This is a genomic window from Parachlamydia sp. AcF125 (assembly GCF_018342475.1).
In the GTDB taxonomy this organism is placed as follows: Bacteria; Chlamydiota; Chlamydiia; order Chlamydiales; family Parachlamydiaceae; genus Parachlamydia.
In genome coordinates, this window is the sequence record NZ_JAEMUD010000001.1 from 790,516 (window position 1) to 812,168 (window position 21,653).

20 protein-coding genes and 1 tRNA gene are annotated in these 21,653 nt (G+C 41.2%); 8 read left to right on the forward strand and 13 right to left on the reverse strand.

The window, feature by feature from the left end:
• Nucleotides 1–33: 33 nt before the first annotated feature.
• Both rdgB and PARA125_RS03165 read left to right on the forward strand, forming a co-directional pair.
• Nucleotides 34–627 carry an RdgB/HAM1 family non-canonical purine NTP pyrophosphatase gene (rdgB, locus tag PARA125_RS03160; RefSeq protein WP_213157259.1) on the forward strand — a complete coding sequence of 198 codons (594 nt, stop codon included), beginning with the start codon at nucleotides 34–36 and terminating at the stop codon, nucleotides 625–627.
• Complete coding sequence (locus PARA125_RS03165) at nucleotides 627–1,301, forward strand: NYN domain-containing protein (RefSeq protein ID WP_213157260.1); 675 nt, start codon at nucleotides 627–629, stop codon at nucleotides 1,299–1,301. The genes rdgB and PARA125_RS03165 overlap by 1 nt, the downstream gene beginning before the upstream one ends.
• Here the strand turns inward: PARA125_RS03165 and PARA125_RS03170 are convergent.
• Both PARA125_RS03170 and PARA125_RS03175 read right to left on the reverse strand, forming a co-directional pair.
• A tRNA-Ala gene (locus PARA125_RS03170) sits at nucleotides 1,302–1,374 on the reverse strand.
• A gap of 187 nt (nucleotides 1,375–1,561) precedes the next feature.
• The gene (locus PARA125_RS03175) at nucleotides 1,562–3,829 is read right to left on the reverse strand and encodes a patatin-like phospholipase family protein (RefSeq protein ID WP_213157261.1); all 2,268 of its coding nucleotides are present in this window, start codon (nucleotides 3,827–3,829) and stop codon (nucleotides 1,562–1,564) included.
• Nucleotides 3,830–4,468: 639 nt separating this feature from the next.
• Between PARA125_RS03175 and PARA125_RS03180 the strand changes: the two genes are divergently transcribed.
• Nucleotides 4,469–5,572 carry a phosphodiester glycosidase family protein gene (locus PARA125_RS03180; RefSeq protein WP_213157262.1) on the forward strand — a complete coding sequence of 368 codons (1,104 nt, stop codon included), beginning with the start codon at nucleotides 4,469–4,471 and terminating at the stop codon, nucleotides 5,570–5,572.
• 120 nt (nucleotides 5,573–5,692) lie between these two features.
• Here the strand turns inward: PARA125_RS03180 and PARA125_RS03185 are convergent, their stop codons facing one another.
• Both PARA125_RS03185 and PARA125_RS03190 read right to left on the reverse strand, forming a co-directional pair.
• Complete coding sequence (locus PARA125_RS03185; RefSeq protein WP_213157263.1) at nucleotides 5,693–6,730, reverse strand: hypothetical protein; 1,038 nt, start codon at nucleotides 6,728–6,730, stop codon at nucleotides 5,693–5,695.
• Between the two features lie 18 nt (nucleotides 6,731–6,748).
• Nucleotides 6,749–7,216, reverse strand: coding sequence for a hypothetical protein (locus PARA125_RS03190; protein ID WP_213157264.1), 468 nt, complete (start codon nucleotides 7,214–7,216; stop codon nucleotides 6,749–6,751).
• A 521-nt stretch (nucleotides 7,217–7,737) separates the two neighbouring features.
• On the opposite strand from PARA125_RS03190, the gene map reads away from it, so the two are divergent.
• Entirely contained in the window at nucleotides 7,738–8,631 is an 894-nt protein-coding gene (gene map, locus PARA125_RS03195; protein WP_213157265.1) for a type II methionyl aminopeptidase, read from the forward strand.
• Nucleotides 8,632–8,786: 155 nt separating this feature from the next.
• Here the strand turns inward: map and PARA125_RS03200 are convergent, their stop codons facing one another.
• From PARA125_RS03200 to PARA125_RS03210, 3 genes are all read right to left on the reverse strand, one after another.
• Entirely contained in the window at nucleotides 8,787–9,794 is a 1,008-nt protein-coding gene (locus PARA125_RS03200) for a 1-acyl-sn-glycerol-3-phosphate acyltransferase (RefSeq protein ID WP_213157266.1), read from the reverse strand.
• A gap of 8 nt (nucleotides 9,795–9,802) precedes the next feature.
• Nucleotides 9,803–11,341 carry an Rne/Rng family ribonuclease gene (locus PARA125_RS03205; RefSeq protein ID WP_213157267.1) on the reverse strand — a complete coding sequence of 513 codons (1,539 nt, stop codon included), beginning with the start codon at nucleotides 11,339–11,341 and terminating at the stop codon, nucleotides 9,803–9,805.
• A 75-nt stretch (nucleotides 11,342–11,416) separates the two neighbouring features.
• The gene (locus PARA125_RS03210) at nucleotides 11,417–11,596 is read right to left on the reverse strand and encodes a hypothetical protein (protein ID WP_213157268.1); all 180 of its coding nucleotides are present in this window, start codon (nucleotides 11,594–11,596) and stop codon (nucleotides 11,417–11,419) included.
• Between the two features lie 422 nt (nucleotides 11,597–12,018).
• On the opposite strand from PARA125_RS03210, the gene PARA125_RS03215 reads away from it, so the two are divergent.
• The 4 genes from PARA125_RS03215 (at nucleotide 12,019) to menC (ending at nucleotide 14,897) form a co-directional block, all read left to right on the forward strand.
• The gene (locus tag PARA125_RS03215; protein ID WP_213157269.1) at nucleotides 12,019–12,495 is read left to right on the forward strand and encodes a YceD family protein; all 477 of its coding nucleotides are present in this window, start codon (nucleotides 12,019–12,021) and stop codon (nucleotides 12,493–12,495) included.
• A gap of 33 nt (nucleotides 12,496–12,528) precedes the next feature.
• A complete protein-coding gene (gene rpmF, locus PARA125_RS03220) occupies nucleotides 12,529–12,714 on the forward strand; it encodes a 50S ribosomal protein L32 (RefSeq protein ID WP_213157270.1) in 186 nt (61 codons plus the stop codon).
• A 102-nt stretch (nucleotides 12,715–12,816) separates the two neighbouring features.
• Complete coding sequence (locus tag PARA125_RS03225) at nucleotides 12,817–13,830, forward strand: phosphate acyltransferase (RefSeq protein ID WP_213157271.1); 1,014 nt, start codon at nucleotides 12,817–12,819, stop codon at nucleotides 13,828–13,830.
• A gap of 83 nt (nucleotides 13,831–13,913) precedes the next feature.
• Entirely contained in the window at nucleotides 13,914–14,897 is a 984-nt protein-coding gene (gene menC, locus PARA125_RS03230) for an o-succinylbenzoate synthase (RefSeq protein WP_213157272.1), read from the forward strand.
• A 588-nt stretch (nucleotides 14,898–15,485) separates the two neighbouring features.
• Here menC and lpxB read toward each other — a convergent pair.
• The 6 genes from lpxB to PARA125_RS03260 form a co-directional block, all read right to left on the reverse strand.
• Complete coding sequence (gene lpxB / locus PARA125_RS03235) at nucleotides 15,486–16,667, reverse strand: lipid-A-disaccharide synthase (protein ID WP_213157273.1); 1,182 nt, start codon at nucleotides 16,665–16,667, stop codon at nucleotides 15,486–15,488.
• A gap of 5 nt (nucleotides 16,668–16,672) precedes the next feature.
• Entirely contained in the window at nucleotides 16,673–17,353 is a 681-nt protein-coding gene (locus PARA125_RS03240) for a lipid-A-disaccharide synthase N-terminal domain-containing protein (RefSeq protein WP_213157274.1), read from the reverse strand.
• Complete coding sequence (locus tag PARA125_RS03245) at nucleotides 17,350–18,069, reverse strand: glycosyltransferase family 2 protein (protein ID WP_213157275.1); 720 nt, start codon at nucleotides 18,067–18,069, stop codon at nucleotides 17,350–17,352. The genes PARA125_RS03240 and PARA125_RS03245 overlap by 4 nt, the downstream gene beginning before the upstream one ends.
• 65 nt (nucleotides 18,070–18,134) lie before the next feature.
• Nucleotides 18,135–18,905 carry an alpha/beta hydrolase family protein gene (locus PARA125_RS03250; RefSeq protein WP_213157276.1) on the reverse strand — a complete coding sequence of 257 codons (771 nt, stop codon included), beginning with the start codon at nucleotides 18,903–18,905 and terminating at the stop codon, nucleotides 18,135–18,137.
• Nucleotides 18,889–20,160, reverse strand: coding sequence for a polynucleotide adenylyltransferase PcnB (pcnB, locus tag PARA125_RS03255; RefSeq protein ID WP_213157277.1), 1,272 nt, complete (start codon nucleotides 20,158–20,160; stop codon nucleotides 18,889–18,891). The genes PARA125_RS03250 and pcnB overlap by 17 nt, the downstream gene beginning before the upstream one ends.
• Nucleotides 20,161–20,361: 201 nt before the next feature.
• Nucleotides 20,362–21,540, reverse strand: coding sequence for an amino acid permease (locus PARA125_RS03260; protein WP_249274147.1), 1,179 nt, complete (start codon nucleotides 21,538–21,540; stop codon nucleotides 20,362–20,364).
• Between the last annotated feature and the right edge of the window lie 113 nt (nucleotides 21,541–21,653).

Genomic DNA, 21,653 nt, shown 5'->3' on the forward strand with positions numbered 1-21,653 from the left:
CGCCTAACTGTCCTCTACTTACAGGAGATTGAAATGGAAATTGTCGTTGCGAGTTCGAATTTACATAAAATTCGTGAATTTCGCGAAATGTTTAAGTGTTTGCCCAAAGTCGATCTCTTATCTCTTCTTAACTTTCCTCACTATAATCCCCCTCCAGAAGAAGGAAAAACCTTCCAAGAAAATGCCCAAAGAAAAGCCCTAGATGCAGCTAAAGCCCTTGGCAAATGGGTGCTAGGAGATGATTCAGGATTGGTTGTTCCCGCTTTAGATGGGGCGCCAGGGATCTATTCAAGGCGTTATGCGGGTGAAGATGCCACCGATGCGGAAAACAGACAAAAACTTTTGCAAAATATGCAGCACCTCCACGATATTCAGCGTTCCGCTTATTATCAATGCTCGCTTGTCCTAGCTTCCCCCACAGGAGAAATTAAAAAAAATGTGACAGGAATCTGCGAAGGAATTTTGCTAAAAGAAGAAAAAGGGCGCTACGGATTTGGGTACGATGCCTTATTTGTCAAACACGACTATGATAAAACGTTTGCCGAAATAGATGATTTCACTAAAAACCGAATTTCTCATCGTTATAAAGCTTTTGAAAAGTTGTTAGGAGTTTTGCAAAGCTTATAATGCATTATTTTATTGATGGCTATAACCTCATGTTTCGCATCTTGCGCGTGGGCGACAATCTCACTTTGCAGCGCGAAAAAATCATTGAAGACCTTCACACCAAAATTGAAGCTTTAAACCTAAATGTGACCTTAGTTTTTGACGCTCAGTATCAACTAGGAGAAGCGTCGCGCACCCATTATAAGCGGTTAGAGATCGTATTTTCTGCAGCCGGCGAAACAGCCGATGAGTTGATTATTAGCGAATTAAAGGCGCGTCAAATCCCTTTTCAGTGTACCGTGGTGACTTCTGATAAGAAATTAGCTTGGTTATCCAGGCTGCAAGCCGCTAAAACAGAAACGGTCGAAGAATTTATGGGATGGCTCAATAAAAGGTATGCCAATCGTGGACGGCGCACCGCTCTGCCCCGCCTTCAACCAGAGAAGAAGCTAAAATCGCCGCCAAAAAAAGTAGCCGCTGAACCTCTCTCCGCAGTTCTCCCTGAAGATTGCTTTTCTTATTATCTCCAGGCTTTTCAGAAAAACTTGGAAAAACTTGAGGAGGAAGCTCCTCTAAAGCGGAAAAGAAAAACTTCGCTTAAAAAAAATAAACCAATCAAAGCCGAGCGAGACTTATTGGAATCAGATTATACGCGCTGGGAAAGACTTTTTAATGAAAGGCTGAAAGAGGTCTAATGGAGTGTAACGGATTCGAACCGATGGCCTCAACAATGCCATTGTTGCGCTCTACCAACTGAGCTAACACCCCAGAAGCTCTCCATCATATTGAAGAGACCATTTTTTTTCAATAACTCTATTGTAAAAGTTAGTTACTCCTATTGGGGCTAACTTCACACTTGTGAAGCTATTAATGGCTTGATAGAGCGCACACTGAGAAGTTGAGGTTTTAACCCCTCCTGCTATTCTTTATAAGCTGCGATACCTAAACCAAGCTACTAAATTGAATCCGGGTCTAAGACTTTGCAGATATTTCGAAGAACATCTCGGTTTTCCTCTATTAAAGCCTTTCCACTGTCTTCAAGCACTTTAATGGTCTCAGGTCGTGTGTCATCAAGTCCAGGAGCATGGCCTTCAAACTCATACTGAAGGCGATGGTATGCGCCAGGGCTTAGCATTCCTTTAAGAATTTCGTTTGTTTCAGATTCGGGTTGAGTTAACTCAAACCAGAGTGAGGGGAGAGAAGGACCAAGATCTGCACAAGGATTTCCTGTTCCAAGAGATAGCAAAAATAGATTTTTTTGAATGGATCCATTATCAAGAGATTCAAAAACACAGGGGAGGGCAGGGTTATTTTGCAAAGCACCTCCATCAATTAAAAAGTCATTAATGGAGGGGTGTGGGCAAACAGGAAAAAATGTTGGAGCAGCCGATGTCGCTTGAGCAGCAAATCCCATAGAAAAATCTTCCTTTAGTTCAGTAGTTATTGAATAAAGCGGAGGAGGAGGCGTACGGGTATAATAGTAATGAGGAGAAAGCACGCTTGGGTATCGATCCTCTAACTTTTTTAAACTATATGAAACTGTTTTTAATCCTGCTTTGGTGAAAATATGTACTGTCTTATCAAAAGCATAGGAGGAAGGAGTTTTGGTAAGAAATGATATAACCCCTGAAACACAATTTTTAAATAACTGTTCAACCTTATCTCCAATTGCATTCACAGTATTAGCGGTGACTACTACATCGGTTAGGGCAGATGACAGAAGAGCTGTGTTGCCCAATTTTTCCATAAGAAACGGTGAGGGATCATTATACTTGCTGCGATGAATAGCCCAAGCTATTTTTTCGTGGAATTTTAACTCTTCTGGAGGAGGAGCATATGCAGGATTTAGCTGGAAAATGGCTGAGTGTTCGTTAGTATAGATATTTAAAAGATCTTGAGCTGTATACTGTGGAAGTCTTGGGTCTTTTTCCTGGGGCTTACTTAGTCCTAAGGCCAAAATTCCCCCAGTGGAAGTCCCCCCAATTAGCTTGAATAAACTTGCTATGGGTTTTTTTGTTATTTTCTCGATTTCTACTAACACAGTGATTGGAATAATGCCCCGAATTCCTCCCCCGTCTAGCGAGAGGATAGGGTAGATTGTTTTTTTTTCAGCTTCCGCGTTTAATCGCCCCTCCGGCGGGGAAGAAATGTCATCTTTAAAATTACGCTTAGCTTGCTCGATTTTTGTTAAATAAATTTTTTCGCACTTTTCATAAGTGTTCTTGCATAATTGCATTTTGTTGTAGGGCATACCTTGCCAAACTTCTAGGAGTACATCCTTTATTTCATTTAGCCGAGCTGGCATCCAACAGCTCTTTAGGTTTTGTTTAATACCCTTTAAAGCATTAACACTCCGCAAGCACTCTCTTATTTCGGAATGGGTACGATTTAAAAGAGGTTGAATCGTAGAGCGTTCTTTAATATCCTGAGGCATAATGCGCGTGATCAAGGAGAAATTCCTACTAAATAGTGATAATTCACTTTTGCTAGAAATGGAGTTGATTTGGTTGGCCGAAAAAGATTGTAAAACCCTGTAGTAGCCTATTTCGCGGCTCCCACGATCTTGATTAATCTTTTCACAATGCTCTTGTAAACGCCTACTTTCCCACAATGAATAAGGGATGCTGTTATCTACTGATGGTAACATGAGGCTTCCTTTTTCGGAACGGGTACCATTTAAAAGAAGTTGAATCTTAGAGCGTTCTTTAATATCCTGAGGCATACTGGCTTTGATCAAGGAGAAATTCCTACTAAATAGTGATAATTCATTTTTGCCAGAAATGGAGTTAATTTGGTCGGACGAAAAAGATTGTAAAATCCTGTAGTAGCCTATTTCGCGGCTCCCATGATCTTGATTAATCTTTTCACAATGCTCTTGTAAACGCCTACTTTCCCACAATGAATAAGGGATGCTGTTATCTACTGATGGTAACATGAGGCTTCCTTTTTCGGAACGGGTACCATTTAAAAGAAGTTGAATCGTAGAGCGTTCTTTAATATCCTGAGGCATACTGGCTTTGATCAAGGAGAAATTCCTATTAAATAGTGATACTTCACTTTTGCTAGAAATGGAGTTGATTTGGTCGGACGAAAAAGATTGTAAAACCTTGTAGTAGCCTCTTTCGCGGCTCCCACGATTCTGATTAATTTCTTCACAATGCTTTTGTAAGCTGTTACTTTCCCACAATGAATAAGGTTTAGTGTTATCTACTGGTGGTAACATGAGGCTTCCTTTCTTGGATTTAGAGTAAAGAGGTTGCTCTATTTTTTAATAAGCTTTCTTGGAAAGCTGGATACAATATTCCTGCAATTTCTGCAAAAAAATTTACCCATTTTAAATAAAAAAGTCCAAAGGGATTTGCTAACTTGTAGTTAAATAGAGATGCTCAAGAATCGTTTAAGACCTTGGATTATTAAACCTGGAAGACTGCTATGCTTTTAATTTTAAGAATTAAAGGTTGTGAGCAACTTATGCCAGTTAAAACGCAGGGGACAAGTGAGGGAAACCGAGCACTGGGCTTTACAATAGCTTGGTTGGCTGTCGAGCGAAAGCTCGGAGCCCATGGTGACCCAGCCATTTCTCACAAGGCCAGGGGGAGGGCCAAGGAAGCAAGGAATTTGAGTTTCACGAACAACCTATGCTAGCCTTTCTTAAAAAAAGTCTGAAGAAATTTCTATCGACACTCTAAGGTTAGCTCATGTATAGGAGAAGAGAGGGATGCAAGGTTTCCATTTAGGAAAGCAGCTGTTAAACGCTTTGAATCGCTCTTTTAGAATTCCACCTGCATTCTCGATTTATGGAAAAATGCCTCGGCATTCCCTCATTTATTGAGAGAAATTGCCGTTTAAAAAGAAGGAAAACATGTTTAATTCGATCATCCACCGCTTATTTTTTATTGGTTGCCTAATCGCGATTAAGACGGTCAGCGCACTCGAGCTTCCTGAAGGAATTGTATACACTCGCCTTTTTTTAGCGGATCAAACCTCTGTCCATGTCCTTGAAGTGGATCCTCATTTTTTTGAGATTATGCCTATCAAAAACAAGGATGAACTCGAAACGGTTAGCACTATAGCTAAACGACATAAAGCTATTGCAGCGGTCAATGGGGGATTTTTTAAAAATAAGGGGGATTTTGCCGGCCTTCCGATGGGAATTTTAAAAATAAATAACCAGTGGTATGGCACTTCTTACGAGCCAAGGGGGACAATTGGATGGTCTCAAGCCAATGAAAAAGTGTTTTTTGATCAGATATCGACCCAAATTTACGCCTATAGCGGAAATGCTGTGATTCCCATTGATGGGATAAACCGCATTTTAAAAGATAACCAAATTACATTGTGGAATTCTGGGATGGGAAAACAGCTTGATTATCCTAACCTTGGACTTCAGCTATTGGTCCAAGACCAAAAAGTTAGCAAAATTACAAGCAACAGGGCTCCCATTCCTCCAAATGGTTTCTCATTACTGGTAGGGACCCATAAAGCCGCTTCCTTTCCCCCGATCGCGGAAGGGGATGATTTTATTTGGGATATTCATCTCATTCCTCAATCTCATCCTCCTTATACGAAAAGTGAAGATTGGAGCGACTTAACTCACATTGTGGGAGGCGCGCCCATTTTAGTGCGGGGAGGTTGCCTTGTTAAAGATTTTTCTTCAGAACAGATCGGCTTTTATTTGCTAAATGCGCGTTTGGCTCGTACAGCCGTAGGAATTTTGGAAAACGGACATTGGTTGTTTGTGGTGGCCGATGGCTCCTATAAAAACCCATTGAATCCTAAAGGGATCACTATCTCCGATTTAGCGAGTTTGATGCAAAAGTTGGGATGTAAGGAGGCTCTTAATTTGTGTGGAGAAAAATATGCGACCATGTTCTTACAAGATAGGGTGATGAACGACACTCCTGACGGGGAGAGAAAAGGGGAAAAAGTAGCGGATGCTTTAATAGTTATACCCAAAACAAAATGAGCGGCCATTTAAAAAAAAGCCCAAGCTTTAGGATGCTTTTTTTATTTATCCGCAGGGACTCTATCTAAAATAAAGTTTACCTTTTCGCAAATTCCCTATAGCAACTCGAGAAAAAGGGTCTTAGGGATTAAAAGAAAAGTAGCTTTTAATGCGCTCAGGAAAGTAACTGAAAATCCAGTTTTGAAATTTAAGGCGGTATTTCTGATAGAGAATACCGCAGTAGAGGATTAAAATTCCGATTAGGCCGAGGATAACAGGAAACCAGCTCGAATTTTCAAAAATCCGGTAAGCAAGATGACTTAAGTAGAGGAAAATTCCCAGGGCTCCTGCCATTAATAGAATTTTTCTTTGCACAAGGATAGATAGAAAAAGCAACCCCAGGTTAACCAGCAGATAGAGCAGTAAGGTTCCTTCATTTTCAGGACGGCCCCACCACATCAGGTAGCTTAAATTAAACCAAAAAGCGAGCGTTCCAAAGAAATAACTCCAAAAGGCGTAATTTTCTTTCCCCCCGCGATCTAAAAAATGCCCTGCTGCGATGAGCCCTAATCCATAAAAAAAAGATACCCAGTGGGTGAGAAAATCCGCGTCTTCTTGAAATAAGCGCACAAAATCCAAAGCAAAAAACCATCCTGCTAAAAAAATAGGGATGGTGATAAAGGGAGAATGAAAGAATCGTAGGGCAACTAATCCTGCTAGGAGGGTTCCCACTTCCATAAATATCCGGCTTCCTCTGAGGCGGGAGTAAAAATTTGCATATTCGTCAGGATAGCTATCTGGCCAAATCTGTAAATAAACTTCCAAGCCATAAATCGCTAAAGGGATCATACAAATGGCAAGTGTGAAAAGTAAGCCAGCGGGTGTTTGTAGAGTTTTATTTTTCCATAGCGCTCTTCCAGACCCGCCTAGGAGGATAGAATAAAGAGAAGCTGTTAAAAAAATACCCCCTCCCCCTAAGAAATCCCAGTTTAAGCCCATAAATAAAACCATGGCACTTATGACTGTGAGAGAGCCTAAACAATAGAGTAGCTTAAAAGGGATGGTTTCTTGGGAGGATGATCGAGTTGTTTGAAGGGCCTTCCAAAGGACATTCGCTTTTTCTTTAGAAATATTGGCTTTCCCAGCTTGCAAGAAAAAATCTTCTTCCGAAATGTCCATTGGAATGGCTCACGTCTATTAATTAATATGCACTTGATCTTTCCGACCTGCATAAAGGTTGTAAACTATAGTCAGTTCGGTTATCTGCCGATCTTCATTAAAATGCAACTTCATAAAGGCGATGTAAGTTTTATTTTCTTTGGTTGTGCAAAGGCAATAAATGGTAGCGGATTGTGTGTGAGGGGAGACTGAGAAGCTCAAAACCTGGGCATACCATTCGCCTAACACACTTTTAATCCTTTCCATATATTCTAAAAAGCTTTCAGGAGTTTCTTTTGAAAGCTCCCCATTCACGGTTTTGCTAAATGAGGGAGCAAATATCAGCTCAGCCTCTTCTCTCGCTCCTCTTTCATCAAAGCTATACTGATTGAGAAATTCCACATAGCGAGAAGTAGAATCCAATAAAGTTTGATAATCTTCAGAAGCGTGAACTAAACTAGTAAAAAAAGCAAAAAATAGAGTTGTCGTAAGCAATAAATGTTTCATAATAAAACCCCTTTATTAAGATGGTGATTATATTATAATGGATATTGATATTTATTAAAATAAAAATAAAATAATCTATTTATGCTAAGTGTAATATAACTGTCCTAACTATTTTTATATAAATTGAGGGTCAATTCTCCACTAAAGCTGATAGTAATCTTCTAAAACTAACCTGAGGGGCAAAGCAGGTATTTTCTTGGATACACGCATCCTGTGCTTTTATAAAAGGTTTCCAATTAAACCTCCTTTTCCCAGAAAGCCGGGGTAAAAGCATTCCCTGTCCTTGCTTCTAAGGAATGCTTTCTTTGCCATTCTAAATAGTCCCCTTTGATTGAATAAATTCGTCACAAAGACCATAAATAGCTATAATGGGTTTCTCTTTATAGCTTCGATTCTTTCTTAGGAGTTTTGAAAAGCACCATCTGGAGAATCTAGAGCCTTTTAGAGAGGGAAAATTTATTGAGAATACCTATTTTCACTGGGGGTCAGCTAGCAATAGGGGTAAAACGAGGAACGCACACATGAATGAGAAATATAAACAAGATTTTATCCGCGCTGGAAAGATTGCGAATGAAGTCCGCGATTTTGGTAAATCCTTAATCAAGGTAGGCGCTTCTTATCAAGAAGTGATTGCCCAAATTAAACAAAAAATTCTTTGCTTAGGGGCGCTTCCCGCCTTTCCCCCTCAGATTGCTCTAAATCATGTAGCTGCTCATTTCTTGCCTCAGCCAGATGAAGATATGACTTTTGGCGAAGATGTAGTCAAGTTAGATGTGGGAGTATGTTATCAGGGGGCGATTGGGGATTGCGCGGTGACAGTAGACTTGTCTGGCAAATATCAAGCCCTCATAGATGCTGTAGAAAATGCTTTATTAAGTGCCGAACAAAGTATTCACGTAGGGTTACCCGTTAAGGAAATAGGGAGAATCATTGAGGATAAAATTGCTTCATATGGATTCAAGCCAGTAAAAAATCTTGCCGGGCATGGGTTAGGTCTCTACAAGGTGCACACGGCTCCCATGATCCCTAATTACTGCGATCATTCTACTGCGGTGGTAAAGGCTGGCATGACGTTTGCTATTGAACCCTTTGCTACCGATGGGAAAGGGCTTATTTATGATTCCGGCGATCCTACCATCTTTTCTTTCGTACGTGCTAGAACTGTGCCTCTCTCTATCCCTCGAGGAGTGATAGCGAAAATCAAGAGTTTTAATGGCCTTCCCTTTTCCATGGATGACCTTATAGGGGGGGAATATGGCCCCAATGAAATTAGAAAGATTTGTGGGGACTTAATTAGAGCCGGAGTGATTATGGGCCATGCACCTCTTTTAGAAGAAGGCCAAGGAATGGTTGCACAAGCAGAAAATTCTGTCATGGTGGATAAAACAGGTAAGGTCTTTGTAACCACCCGGTAAGCAATAGAGCTAAGGATAGAGATTAAGAGCTTGCCTTAAAATTAGGGGCTCAGAAAGCCGCACAGAAAATGAATGGCTGCTTCTTAATAAATCCTAGAGAAGGAGATAGGGAGAAATGCCTCTCTATTCTTCTTGGAAATTAGCCAAAAAAGCTTTCAGCTATTCCTGTATTCAGAGATTTTTTTATAATCTTGGCGTACAAGTTTCCACAACTGATCGGCGCGCAGTTTTCGACGTAATTTCTTATCAGAAGTTTCGCTCCCGGGGAATTTTTCCATGTCAAACTTTGCGCCAAAAGAGAGAAAAAGAGGCGTACAGCGCGTATGACGATGCTCACCTAGCTCTTTTTTAATGCTATTAGGAGGGGGGAGCAAATCATAAGTGGCTAAAGCCAGAGGATAAAAATGAGTGGGGTGTGCAGCTTGCTGCGACATCAGCCAAAACATTTCGATACTTTGAGAATCAAAGGGGGCGACATCCAGGCTTCCTTGCTCATCTGGACGGTCTCTTCCACCACTTGGAGCGACATAGATACATTTTCCTCCTTCCGAAAATAGCTGAGCCATTCTTTTCATGGTGCGCTGATTATGCAGAAGCTTTTGGGCTTTCTCTTCGGGAGGATTTTCAACGTATTTTTTTGAATAGATACATAGTAAATTGCGTCCTTTACTAAAAGGAACAGCCATGGGATCCATCACAACTCGGTGGCCTGCTACGAAAATCATCTCTTGGGCAAATTTGGGGTGAGTGTTTTCTAAAAGCAAGCTGATCGCCTGAGGATCAGGCTCAGTTTGGTGGTTAGCAAACAAAACGACATTATGCTTTTGAGCGAGTAATTCTACCATTTCATCCACCCGCTCTAGATGGAAAACTTTTGAGCGATCAAGTTTGACCAGGGGGCGTATATATTCAAGCCCAAACTCGTAGTAATTAAAAGGAGAGGTGATTTGTTGATGAAAAGGTTCAAAGTGAAAAGGGGAACGAATTTGATCGATCACAAACTCTAAAAAACGGTGGTGTAGGGCTTCAAAGCTGGCGATATCTTGTCCATTTGAAGTGATAGCTTCGGCATAACTAATATAGAAGTTTTTTAAGGCTTTGGCAAATGATTCTGAAATCAGGCCTTCGCGAAGACTTTTTTCTACCCGTTTAACATAGTCCATTTCTAGGCTTAAACCTCGATCCTTTTATCGGTGATGGTCGAATAGAAATGGAAGTCATTGAGATGAAGATTATCATTTAACTCAAATTCTAAACGGGCATTTAAACCTTCAGCGATTTTTAATAAAAACCTCTTGTCAATTGTGGCTAAATAATGGTCAAGCTCTGGGTGAATCACTAATTTGAGAGCAAATTGTTGGTGATGAGCAATCGCTTTTTTAAGCGCTCGCTCAATCTCAATCGATACACTCTCGTGTGTTTTAACAAGGCCTCTCCCACTGCAATAAGGGCAAGAGGTGAAAATAGTTTGAATAAGAGATTCTCGGTTGCGCTGACGGGTCATTTCGACTAAGCCAAATTCGCTCATTCCTAAAATCGTACATTTTGCAGAATCTTCTTTCATGCATTCTTTTAGGCGGTCAAGAACTCTTCTTTGATTTTTTCTATAGCGCATGTCGATGAAATCGCAAATGACAAGTCCTCCAATATTGCGCAGGCGTAGCTGGCGAGCAATTTCATCGGCAGCTTCGAGGTTAATTCTCACAAGAGATTCTTCCACATCCACTTTATTATTAGAGCTTCGACCTGAATTAACATCAATGGTGTACATCGCTTCTGTACGGTCAAAGAAGAGATATCCTCCACTTGGCAGCCAAATTTTTCGACGTAAAGTTTTCTCAATTTCTCGTTCGACATTAAACCGCTCAAACATGGGAACATTGTCGCGGTAATATTCGATACGCAAAGCGTGCTCATTGGCATAGCGGCTATAAAGATTTTTACAACTTTGATAAACGGCATAATCGTCAACTAATAGGCGCTCAAAACGTTTGTCAACAGCGGTAATAACGGCGCGTTTGATTAAGTCAGATTCTGCATAAAGCAAGGTGGCCCCGCTCGACTTATGGAAGTTTTCCATAATGGTATGCCAGGTATTAAGTAAGTCGGTTGCCTCTGTAATTAACATTTCGGGTGTAGCACGGGCACTGGCTGTCCGGCAAATAAGCCCCATGTCTGTAGGCATTTCAAACGCTCGGATCAATTTTTTTAGCCTTTCTCGGGCTGTGCGATCTTCAATTTTTCGAGAAACACCGCGATGTGAAGAGTTAGGAAGCAAAACTAAATAACGGCCGGCTAATGAAATATTAGAAGTTAAGCGAGCCCCTTTGGTCCCTATAGGCTCTTTCACCACTTGAACCAGCACAGGCTGGTCAATCTTCATAACCTCTTCGATATCGAGTTTTTTCTGCTGTTTATCATCAAGGGTTTTGATATCGTAATCCAGATCAAAATCCATATCATACACTTGCTCAAATTTTTTGGTGTTTTCCAAAATATCTGAAATATGGATAAATCCATTTTCCCCTTCATTAATGTCAATGAAAGCGGATTGGATATTATGAAGGATATTGGTCACTCGGCCTTTATAAATATTGCCAGCTAGCTGACGTTCTTTTTTTCTCTCGACGATGAGATTGTAAAGTTGTCCATTGCGCAAATGGGCATATCGAAGCTCTTTAGATTCGATATTAAGTAGAATTTCATCCATGGGTCATCCTAACAGGTAGGAAAGGCGGGAAGCGAAAAAGACCGATTAAAAGTAATAGCTCTCATCTGTGCGTTTTTAGTAGAAGATCTCCAGATTGACGGCTCTAACTTTTGATCCATGCTTAAAGATTAAATAGATAGATTCTTCAGATAAAATCATCCATGCTTCAGATTTCTGGCGTCGATTTTCGCGGTAAAAGCCTTTCTGTTTAGCTTGTTTTTGACTGATTAAACCCCCATTAAGTGGGGAAGGCAAAGCGTTTTCTCCTGTAATAAAACAGAATCAAATTCCGCTTCGCTTAAAGGTTCTATTTTAGGGTAAAAGCAGGATCTTTTCTACAAAAAAATAAGAGACAAGAAAACAGATGAGCGGGAAGGAGGGGTAAGCTGTTTGAAAATTTTTCAAAATTGCTTCACAAGAGCTCTTTCTAACCCGATTTGATTTTAAAGGTTGGAGCTTTTTTGGAAACAGCTATGCAAAAAGAGGACCACTTTTTTACTTGCATTGCCTTCTTTGCTGCATGGGTATAGGGAGAATTTGCGGCTCTTATCCCTTGTTGGATGGCTAAAAAAGTAAAAGGGGTTAACGTTACTAGGAATTTTATGGAAAAAAAGAAGAAAGAGTTGTAGAATGTGAGATTATTTAAATACAATCTCTTATATTTTAAGGCAATCTGTATGGAACGTTTGTTTAAAGTCTATGTCGATCGCTTGAAAACAGAAGATAAAGTGGACATTCATGAAACCGTGTCGTCCGATTTTCTCGACATTCATGAAGAAGCACTCTCTTTCAAAAAGACGGTTGTGGTAGGGGGAGAAGCTTATCTTGCAGGCGATGAACTTATTTTACACTTGCAAGCAGAGGCAGAAGCGCATATTCCGTGTGCAATTTGTAATGAAGATGTCTCTGTTGAAGTGCACTTAGAGAATTTTTACCATGCTGAGCCTCTGGCCAAAATTAAGAGCGGTGTATTTGATTATCAGGAACTTTTGCGTGAAAGCATTCTATTGGAAACTCCCGAATTTGTTGAGTGCGAAGGCAATTGTCCGAAAAGAGAAACATTTAAAAAATATTTAAAAACTAAAGATCCATCCGCAGGGGATGGGGAAGACCCCGATGGGTATCAACCGTTCTCGGATCTTGAATTAAAATAATGCCTAGGCGTTTAAGGTTAAAAGGAGTCAATCATGGCAGTACCACGTAATAGAACTTCAAATGCAAGAAAAAATTCCCGTCGATCCCATCATGCAAAGAAAGCAAAAAGTGTGTCTGCATGCTCAAATTGCGGGGCATCAAAGCTTCCTCATACAATTTGCCAAGCTTGTGGAGCATATGGTGATCGAATTGTATTGGGAAAATCAGAAGCTGAATAAGCTTTTCGTTTTGTCTTTTCCTCGAGCGAAATAACGTCTTATCTTTAGCAATTGCTTGCGATTTGGCAGAACGCATGGGAATTTTCTTTTCTGAGTACCAAGATGAGGAAACAAAAAGAAAAAATCTGCGTAGGGATTGATTTAATGGGGAGCGATAGCTCTCCACAAGTCCTTTTTGACGCCGTTTTAAAAGCCGCAGCGCTTCATCCTGCCCTTTCGATGCTTGTATTTGTCCCTGAAAAATTATGGGATTACTTTCAAAAGAAAATCCCTCCCCCTCTGCAAATCACGTGCGTTGGCGTTTCGCAAGAAATCTTGATGGAAGATCATCCCCTAGAGGCCATTCGTCGTAAGCGGCACTCTTCTCTGGTGCAAGGCATACAACTTTTAAAGGAAAAAAAAATTGAGGGTTTCGTATCGGCTGGAAATACAGGCGCTTTGATTGCAACTGCCACTTTAAATGTTCCTCTTTTGCCTACCATTAAGCGTCCAGCTCTCCTCATTACAATGCCAACCGAAAAGGGAAAAGTAGCCGTCATAGATGCGGGGGGGAATATCACCTGTAAAGCAGAAAATTATGTGCAGTTTGCGCAACTGGGAGCTATTTTCCAAAAATGCTTAGCAAGTATAGGCTGTCCAACCGTAGGATTGCTTAATGTAGGCGCAGAACCTTTAAAAGGGCCCCATGAATTAAGAAAGGCTTATCAGGAATTGCAAAGGTATACCCAAACTTTTTCTCATAAAGGAAAAGATGTCCCTTTAGAGTTCAGGGGAAATGTAGAAAGCAAGGATGTTTTTTGTGGAAACGTGGATGTGGTAGTGACTGACGGTTTTTCAGGCAATATTCTTTTAAAATCTTGCGAAGGCGTTTCTTCTCTTATTTTTAAACTTTTGCGAAATGCTTTGGGGAATTTCGAGCAACTGGATGCTATTGAAAAATTGTTTGACTACGCGGAATACCCTGGGGGGCTTTTATGTGGCCTGGAAAGGGTGGTGGTTAAATGCCATGGCAGCGTTACTCCTCGTTCTATGCTGAATTGCATTTCTGGAGCTGTCCATTTTATCGAACAAAATTTGGTCGAACGTATGCGAGAACAGCTCTTGCTCTTGTCATAAGCGCGCCTAAGATACGCTCTCGCCAGTTATTCATTCATTTTAAATAAGTTTGTTAACAAACTTAAATTAAACCCCCCATAAAAATGCGTATTCAAAAGATCTCTCTTTTTCCGTATCAAATTCCTTTAAAAAATAAGCAGGTTAGAGAAGGTGTTTTAATCAACATTCTCGACCACAATGAAAACAGTGGGTGGGGAGAGATTGCCCCTCTTCCAACATGGAGCCAAGAAACTCTCGAAGAAGCTTTAGCTCAATTAATCCAAGAGAAGCAGGCTTTATTAAACCAGGTATGGGAAAAGGAAGCTTATTTAAAAGAATTGGCAAAGTTAAATCTTTATCCCTCAGTCGCTTTTGGGATTGAATCCGCTCTTTTGGCGATTTTAGACCCTTTTTCGTCTATTGCCATTCCTGCTAGCGCGCTTTTTATGGGGACCTGCGAAGAGATTATGCAGCAAGCTGCTCTCAGGCAAGCAGAGGGATTCACTTCTGCCAAGCTGAAAGTCGGCCACTTAACTTTTAGAGAGGCTGAAAGCATGATTGCGTCCCTAAAAGATTGCTTTCGATTACGGATCGATGTCAATCGCGCCTGGAATACAAAAGAGGCTTTGGCTTTTTTCTCCCAATATGCTTGGGATACTTTTGATTATGTGGAAGAGCCCTTTCAAAATCCCCACGATCTCCGATGGTTCGAGCTACCTCTTGCGGTTGATGAATCTTTCCCCTGTGATCTTACTTTAGGAGATTTGGAAAAACTTCCCACCCTAAAAGCTATCATTTACAAGCCGACAATCCAAGGGGGAATGGTGGGATGCCAAGATTTACAGAAATGGGCTTTTAAAAAGAGTGTTCAGCTTGTATTGAGCAGCTCTTTTGAAAGCGATATTGGCCTTGCCCATGTGGCATTGATGGCTAAGCGCCTTTCTGCATGCCCTCCAGTTGGGTTGGGAACCTATCACTACCTGATTCATGACTTAAGTGTTGCTCCGCTCCAGTTCTCAGGTGCAAAAGTTCAAATCCCTGCTCACATTTCCCCAAATTTGGAGAAGCTGACGATGGCTGTTTTTTAAGATTTGCAGCTTGAGGTCCCTCCCATTTCTTTTCAAGCTTATCGATATAATATTGGATAGCTTTGCGATCAGTCTAGTATGCATGATGCCTCTCGCCGTTTTGATAACCATCTTCCATCTCCTAGGCTCTCTTAATATCTTCCTCCTCCTGCGAGTAAAAATATTCCAATAATCAGAGGCATGGCTTTAGCAACTGCCCCCCATTAACTTCCCCTATTTTACTAGCTGATCCTGTTGCTCAATTCTTTTAAATGCATATTTTAGCCACTTTAATTTTTCTTATTTAAAAATTGCTCTTCTTTTGTCACGTGTTCTGCAGGCTTTCTATCAGGAAATGACTTTCTTCCTAAAAACCATGGAGACGAAGGGTATAAAGCTTTTATCCCTGCTAAGGAAAGGCCAATTGCCCAAATTGCAGGAAAGAAGAGGGGGCTGTAGGAACAAGTGGTGATGCAGAAATAGAAACAAGTATTAATCTATCCGTTTGAGCTCCCCCTCCATTATTACCATGAGGATTCCTTGTAATTTTATTTACCGCTCAGAATTTAGTGAGAGAAGGATAAGGTCCAACCTTTTCATGTACTTACCTTAGCCACTTTTTTCTTCCAGCATTTCTAGGATTGCTTGGGTTGCTTGTTCAAAAGGGTGGCTTTTTTGTGCCAAGAGGGGAATAAGGTCTCGGCAATTTTGGATGCACATCTGCCGATTAGCCGAATCAGGATTGGAAAGGTCTTCCATTTTAGCATAGACATTTTTAGGGGTCAGCCCCGTGGCAATAAGTTCAGGGAAAATTTGTTTCTGAGCGAGAATGTTAGCGATAGAATAATAAGGAAGATTTAAGCGAAGGATATATTTGGCAATGAAACGGTTAAGCGCGGTTAATTGATAAATCACTGTTGAAGGCCTTTGATGGAGGGCGAGTTCTAAGGTCACCGTGCCCGATTTGGCAATAGCTGCGTGGCTATCTTTCATCAGCTCATAGGTATAGGCTTTAGGTACAAGAAAGATATCTCGATGTAGTTTTAAATGGGTTTCTTCAAGGATGCTTTGCATAACAGGAATAATGCCGGGATGTGCGCATGAGAGAGCAAAGGTGCGATCTTCCCTTCTCATCAGTTGGGCGACTTTAAGTTGAATGGGCAAATTGCGTTGAATTTCCCCTTTACGGCTTCCTGGAAATAGCGCGATCAATTGAGCTGCTGGTTTGATCCCTAAAAGCTCTATCCAATGGGGATGGTAGGAATGCCCCTTAATCGTGGTTAAAAGCGGATTTCCAATATATTCCACATGTAAGGGGGTATGGGAAAATAGTTCTTTCTCAAAAGGTAGGATAGAAAGAAGCAGATCTAAGGTGTTTGCCATGTGCTCAATGCGCTCTTTTCCCCATGCCCAAACGCTTGGACAAATATATTGCGCGATTTTTCCTTTGTATCCTTTTTTCCTCAAAGATTTAGCCAACCTTAAATTGAAACCGGGATAGTCAATGAGCACAACAGCCGCTGGTTGCGTATCCAGAATGGCATTTCGAACTTGATAGAATTGCCGTATAAGCTTGGGCAAAGCGCGCAAAACATCCGAAAAGCCCATCACTTCAAAATCTTCCATTTTTAAAATAGAAGAGGAGAGAAAAGGGCGCATTAAGGGCCCTCCAACTCCCGTAAAGGCATACCCGGGAAGTTTTTGCCGCAAATTTTGGAGAAGATTTTGGCCATGCAAATCTCCACTTTGCTCTCCAGCAAAAAAGAAAATAGATGTTTGTTTTAAATTCATGCTTCCTACTTTACCTGTAAAGGTTTTTTTGCTTGTGCAATCAACATTAAATTGCGGATTGCTGGGATGAGGCCAAAGGCTGGAGCAATAAAGTGGACAGGATCAAAAATGCGCAAAAAGTATAGGAGGCTTAAACATTCCCCTATCGCACTTAACCACCAAAACAAGGGCCCTAGATAACTTTTTTTTTGCTTTTCGGCACACCACCATTGGATCCAAAAGCGGCTGGCGAACAGAAAGAGGCCGATCGTTCCTAAAAAATGCCAAAAGAAGCTGGTTTCTTCCCCTTGATGCCAGGGAGAAGAAGGGATGCGAAACCAATTTGGGGCATTGAGCAAATGGGCTTGGGCGTAAAAGCCTAAGGTCACGCTAAAAGTGCTTAAAATAAGCAGCCCAACTACAGTGTGGAAAGCGACCTGATCTGTTCGCGGTTTCATCAAATTTAAATTGCGCCAAGAAACGACAGCATTTGTGGCTTGGATTACACACACATGATACTGCATTTGAATAAAAGCATGGCATAAGAGAAGAAGATTGCCTGCTAATGAAAGCTTCCAAAAAGTGGGGGTAACCAGGCTTTTCTTTTCTTTCTCGCTCATTATCCATTGTAAAAGAGAGCGCCACGTAAATAACCCGTAGGGGAGAAAGCCTAAAAAATATAATCCCTCACGCCAATGGCCACTCATGGAAGCTCTTTCTCAATCGTGTAGTTAAGTTTACGCTGTGCCATCCAGCGCACAGCTAGCATGTCTGCAACCGTATTAAAAGAGCGATTGAAGAAATTATATTTAGTTTTTCCCTCGGTTCTTTCGCGGTGATTAACCGGCACTTGAGTAATGCGGAAGCCCTCTAAGTGAAACAAAGCAGGTAAAAAGCGATGCATGCCGTGAAACATCTTAATCTGTTTTAGGCAAGCTGCGCGATATACTTTAAGGGAGCATCCCGTATCTTGCACGCCGTCCTGACAGAGGCGGCTGCGAACAAAATTGGCTAGGCGAGAGGTGATTCTTTTGACCCAAGTGTCTTTACGGTTAGTGCGGATGCCACAGACTAAATCGTATTCTTGAGCTACTTCTAAAAGCAGAGGGATATCGTGGGGATCATTTTGTCGGTCTCCATCTAATGTGATCACAAATTCTCCTCTGGCAGCTTTAAAGCCAGCATCAAAAGCGCTAGATTGTCCAAAATTTTTCGCGAACATTAAAACGCGCAGGTAGGATTTTTCTTGAGCTAAATGCTTTAAGATATCGGCCGTTTTGTCTTCCGATCCATCCTCTACGCAGATCAATTCCCACGGGTGGCCCATTTTTTCCATGACTGATTCCACTTCATTTATTAAGGGAATGAGGTTGTCTTCTTCATCTTTTAATGGAATGACGATCGAGTAATATGGCTGTTTCATGTTTTAATTGTTCCCAGTTGGTTTGAAGAGATTATAACTTTTTCCCAATTATCCTGCACGCAGGTTCAACGCGCGATTTGGCGGGCTAGCCATTGGGCTCCTTCTACAAAAATATGGGGAGGGGTTCCATGCCCTTTATGTCCAATTGAGGGAAAAACTACAAGCTCTGCAGAAGGGGAACGTTTGCCATGATCAAAGGCAGTATTGGTAATGGAGCGGATACATTGGAAGCAGGCATCTGTGCTCACGCGGAGATCGCGGTTACCTATGTAATAACGCAGGTTTTTATCAATCAAGAGGGAGGCCATATTTTCTAAATGATGGGAAGGACTAGGGGGGAGGTTGAGTTCTTGGTATTCAGCTAAACAACTCAGTTGGGTCAGCGGCGCAAAACCTAAAACGGTAGAAATGTGCGGATTTTGAATGGCAAGCAATGTAGCAATAAAACCCCCTCGAGAAAGTCCTGCGGTACCGATGGTTTGGGAGAAGGTATAATTTTTTTCTATCAAGTCGTCGACAAATTCACTGCATTTCTTTACAAATTTTTCGAGAAAAAAAGGATCTGCGCTCAAGCTGTTGATCCACTCCCGCATAGCTTGAGAATGGTCGAGCCCTTCCCCGTGCCCTGGCAAGTCGACAGAAAAAACACGCATGCCAAGCCCTTCCCAAACGATGGAAGGCTGATTATAAGGATCGACAAAAAGGGTGTCTTTTTTTGACAAAGCAAAATAAAAAATACAAGGCAAAGGGCCCTCTTCAAGAGCAGGGCCGCGAAAAGAGACGTTCATTCCAGAAGGAGCAATTAAAGCAGTTTGCTTTTCATTTGGATGGGGCATGGCGTGAGCCTTTTTTAGAAGCATGCATATGGCTAGATGTAATGGGGTGAGTCCGTTTATAACCGTGCTTCACTTGCTGCTTCCAAAGGTTTTTGCAATGGGCATATGTCTCTTCTAGAGATTTATCCACTAAAGAGCGGACTTTCAAAAACTTAAGAACATATATAAACTCTTTATTGCGCATCAATTTAGGACCACAGTGCCTTTTTCCTGATAGGGGTGTTAATCTAAATTGCATGGCGAGCACAAAAGCCATAGTAGAGCTTAAGCGGCGGGGAAAATGAGTAAATGAGGAGGTAACCACTTCTTTAATAATAGAAGAAGTGAGCATCATAATTTCACCCATATGAGGGGTTTTTCCTTGGTCTATATATTGCTTTTGAACTTCTTGTTGTAAAATAGGAAATAGCAAGCAAGAACTTAGGACAGCTCGTTCCAAAAGATTCTTACCGGCATTCTGATGGATGTAATCGACTGTTTTTAAATAACGATAAACTTGCTCGCCTGGCGGATTTGCCAGAAATTTGTTTAAGAGCGGAAATAAGAGCTCGAGGATTCCTCCTTTTGCCATCAAATGAAAAAAAGGGGCTGCTGCGCCTGATTCCAGCATTCTAAAAATTTCCTCTAAAACCCTGGCGGGAGAGCTTTTCATAATTTCAGTTCGGCACTGTATTAGCGCTCTTTTAGAGTCGGAGTCAATTTCAAAGCCGAAGCGAGCCCGAAATTTTAAAAGGCGAATCATCCGCACAGGATCTTGCTTGAACCGAGTAGATGGATTGCCAATTGTACGCAAAAGTTTGTGTTGAATATCTTCCCACCCCCCTACGAAGTCAATGATGGTGTGAGTAGATGGATCGTAAAACAAGCCATTAATTGTAAAATCTCGCCTTAGGACATCTTCTTCAGGTGAGCCCCATTGGTTATCATGGAGAATCAGATCGCTCTCATTATCCCCAGAGCGAAAAGTTGAGACCTCGATGATTTTGTGCTTAAAACGAATATGGGCTAAACGAAAACGACGGCCGATTAAAAGGCAGCTTCTGTGGAAAAGTTGCTTGATTTCTTCAGGTTTTGCCGAAGTTGAAATGTCGTAATCTTTGGGAGTTTGCTTAATCAGTAAATCTCGAACGCTTCCCCCTACGAGATAGGCCGTATATCCGGCATCTTTCAATTTTTGAAGAACATAAAGAGCATCCGCGTCAATCATTGTATGATCGATTTCATGCTCACTTGCAAGATAGGTTTTTGGTTGCACAGAAAATTCGCAGCTCCCCAATACCAGGAATAGGTTGGTTTGAAATGTGATTCGAGAGAGAAATTGTGCACTAGCATGTCAACAACTGCAGCATCACTTTTAACACCCCTCAATTAAGCAAAAGCTTAATTATTAGTAAACTATTAAAATACTTGTAAAAAGTCAAGCGAATTATCAAGAATTAATCGCTTTAGCAATTGATTAGCTGATTAATTTCTGAAATGTCAAAGCCAACTCTACGAAGATTTCAAAGACCACAAATAGAAAAAGAAGGCTTAACAAAAACTTTCCTCCCATTAAGGTATAAGGACCTTTTAAGCCTAAGTGGTAGCGTCCTGACCACACCATTACTATGGGAAGTAATCCTAATAAAATGGCACATCCAAACCCTCCTGCGTAACTTAAGGCGATTAAGAAAATATGGGGAAAAGTAAAAGCAATCAGAAGGGGAGGAATAAAAATGAGGAGACTGAGAGCTAACTTGCCGCCGGAAGTTTTTTCAATTTTCAAGCCATCAGCTAAAAAGTCGAGCAATCCTAGAGTGACTCCAAAGAAAGAAGTCACGAGGGCAAAAAAAGCAAAACATTGGCCCACGAGGTAAACAGAAGAATGGTCAATAAAATACTTCAGAGGTTGTACAGCGGTATCTCCCTTCTCAAGCGCTTCTACAAGGCCACCTGGGCCATAAGTTGGTACAATCCCCAAGATTAACCATTGCCAAATAATGTAAGCGATAAAAGGAATGGCACTTCCAAATAAAATGGAAAGACGAATTTTTTTTATGTCAAAAGATAAATAATGGGTCAGCGTAGGAATGATCCCTTGGTAAGCAAAAGCTGTAAAAGAGACAGGCAGGCCCATTAAAGCAAGTGTCCAGCTATGCTCCTTTAAATTTTGGGGATTAACGAATGGAGCGCCAATGATGACAAAAGCGCAAAAGAAAATGGCTAATCCTAGCATGAGATAACTGTTAACCTTGCTCACTAAATGGGCCCCATTAAAAACAATAGGAGCAAAGCAAGCGACAAATAGCAAAGATCCCATCCATTCAGATAGGGAGTTTGAGAATAAATTGACGACTAAATCTCCACAACCCACAATATAAGCAACGGTTAAGCAATAAAAAAGGAACAAATACACAATCCAGGCTACCATTTTTCCTGGGAAGCCCAAGGTCTGCTCAGCCATGGAAACGATATTGGATTCTTTTCCCATCCACAAAGAAATCTCTAAAAACAGGAGTCCAGTACTTGCCATAAAAAGCCAGCAAAGAAGATAGATGACCAAAGAAGGAACAAAACCTCCAAGACTGGTTAAAACAGGTAATGCTAGCATTCCACCCCCCACGGAGGTTCCAGCAATTAACAATGTTCCGCGCATAATATCTCTCATTTGGCTCATCCGTACCTAAAAATTAAATCAATCCCAGTGAAAATACTTGTAAAAGTGTATGTTCTATTGCAATCTTTTTCAAGTGGTTTATGTTTCAGTTA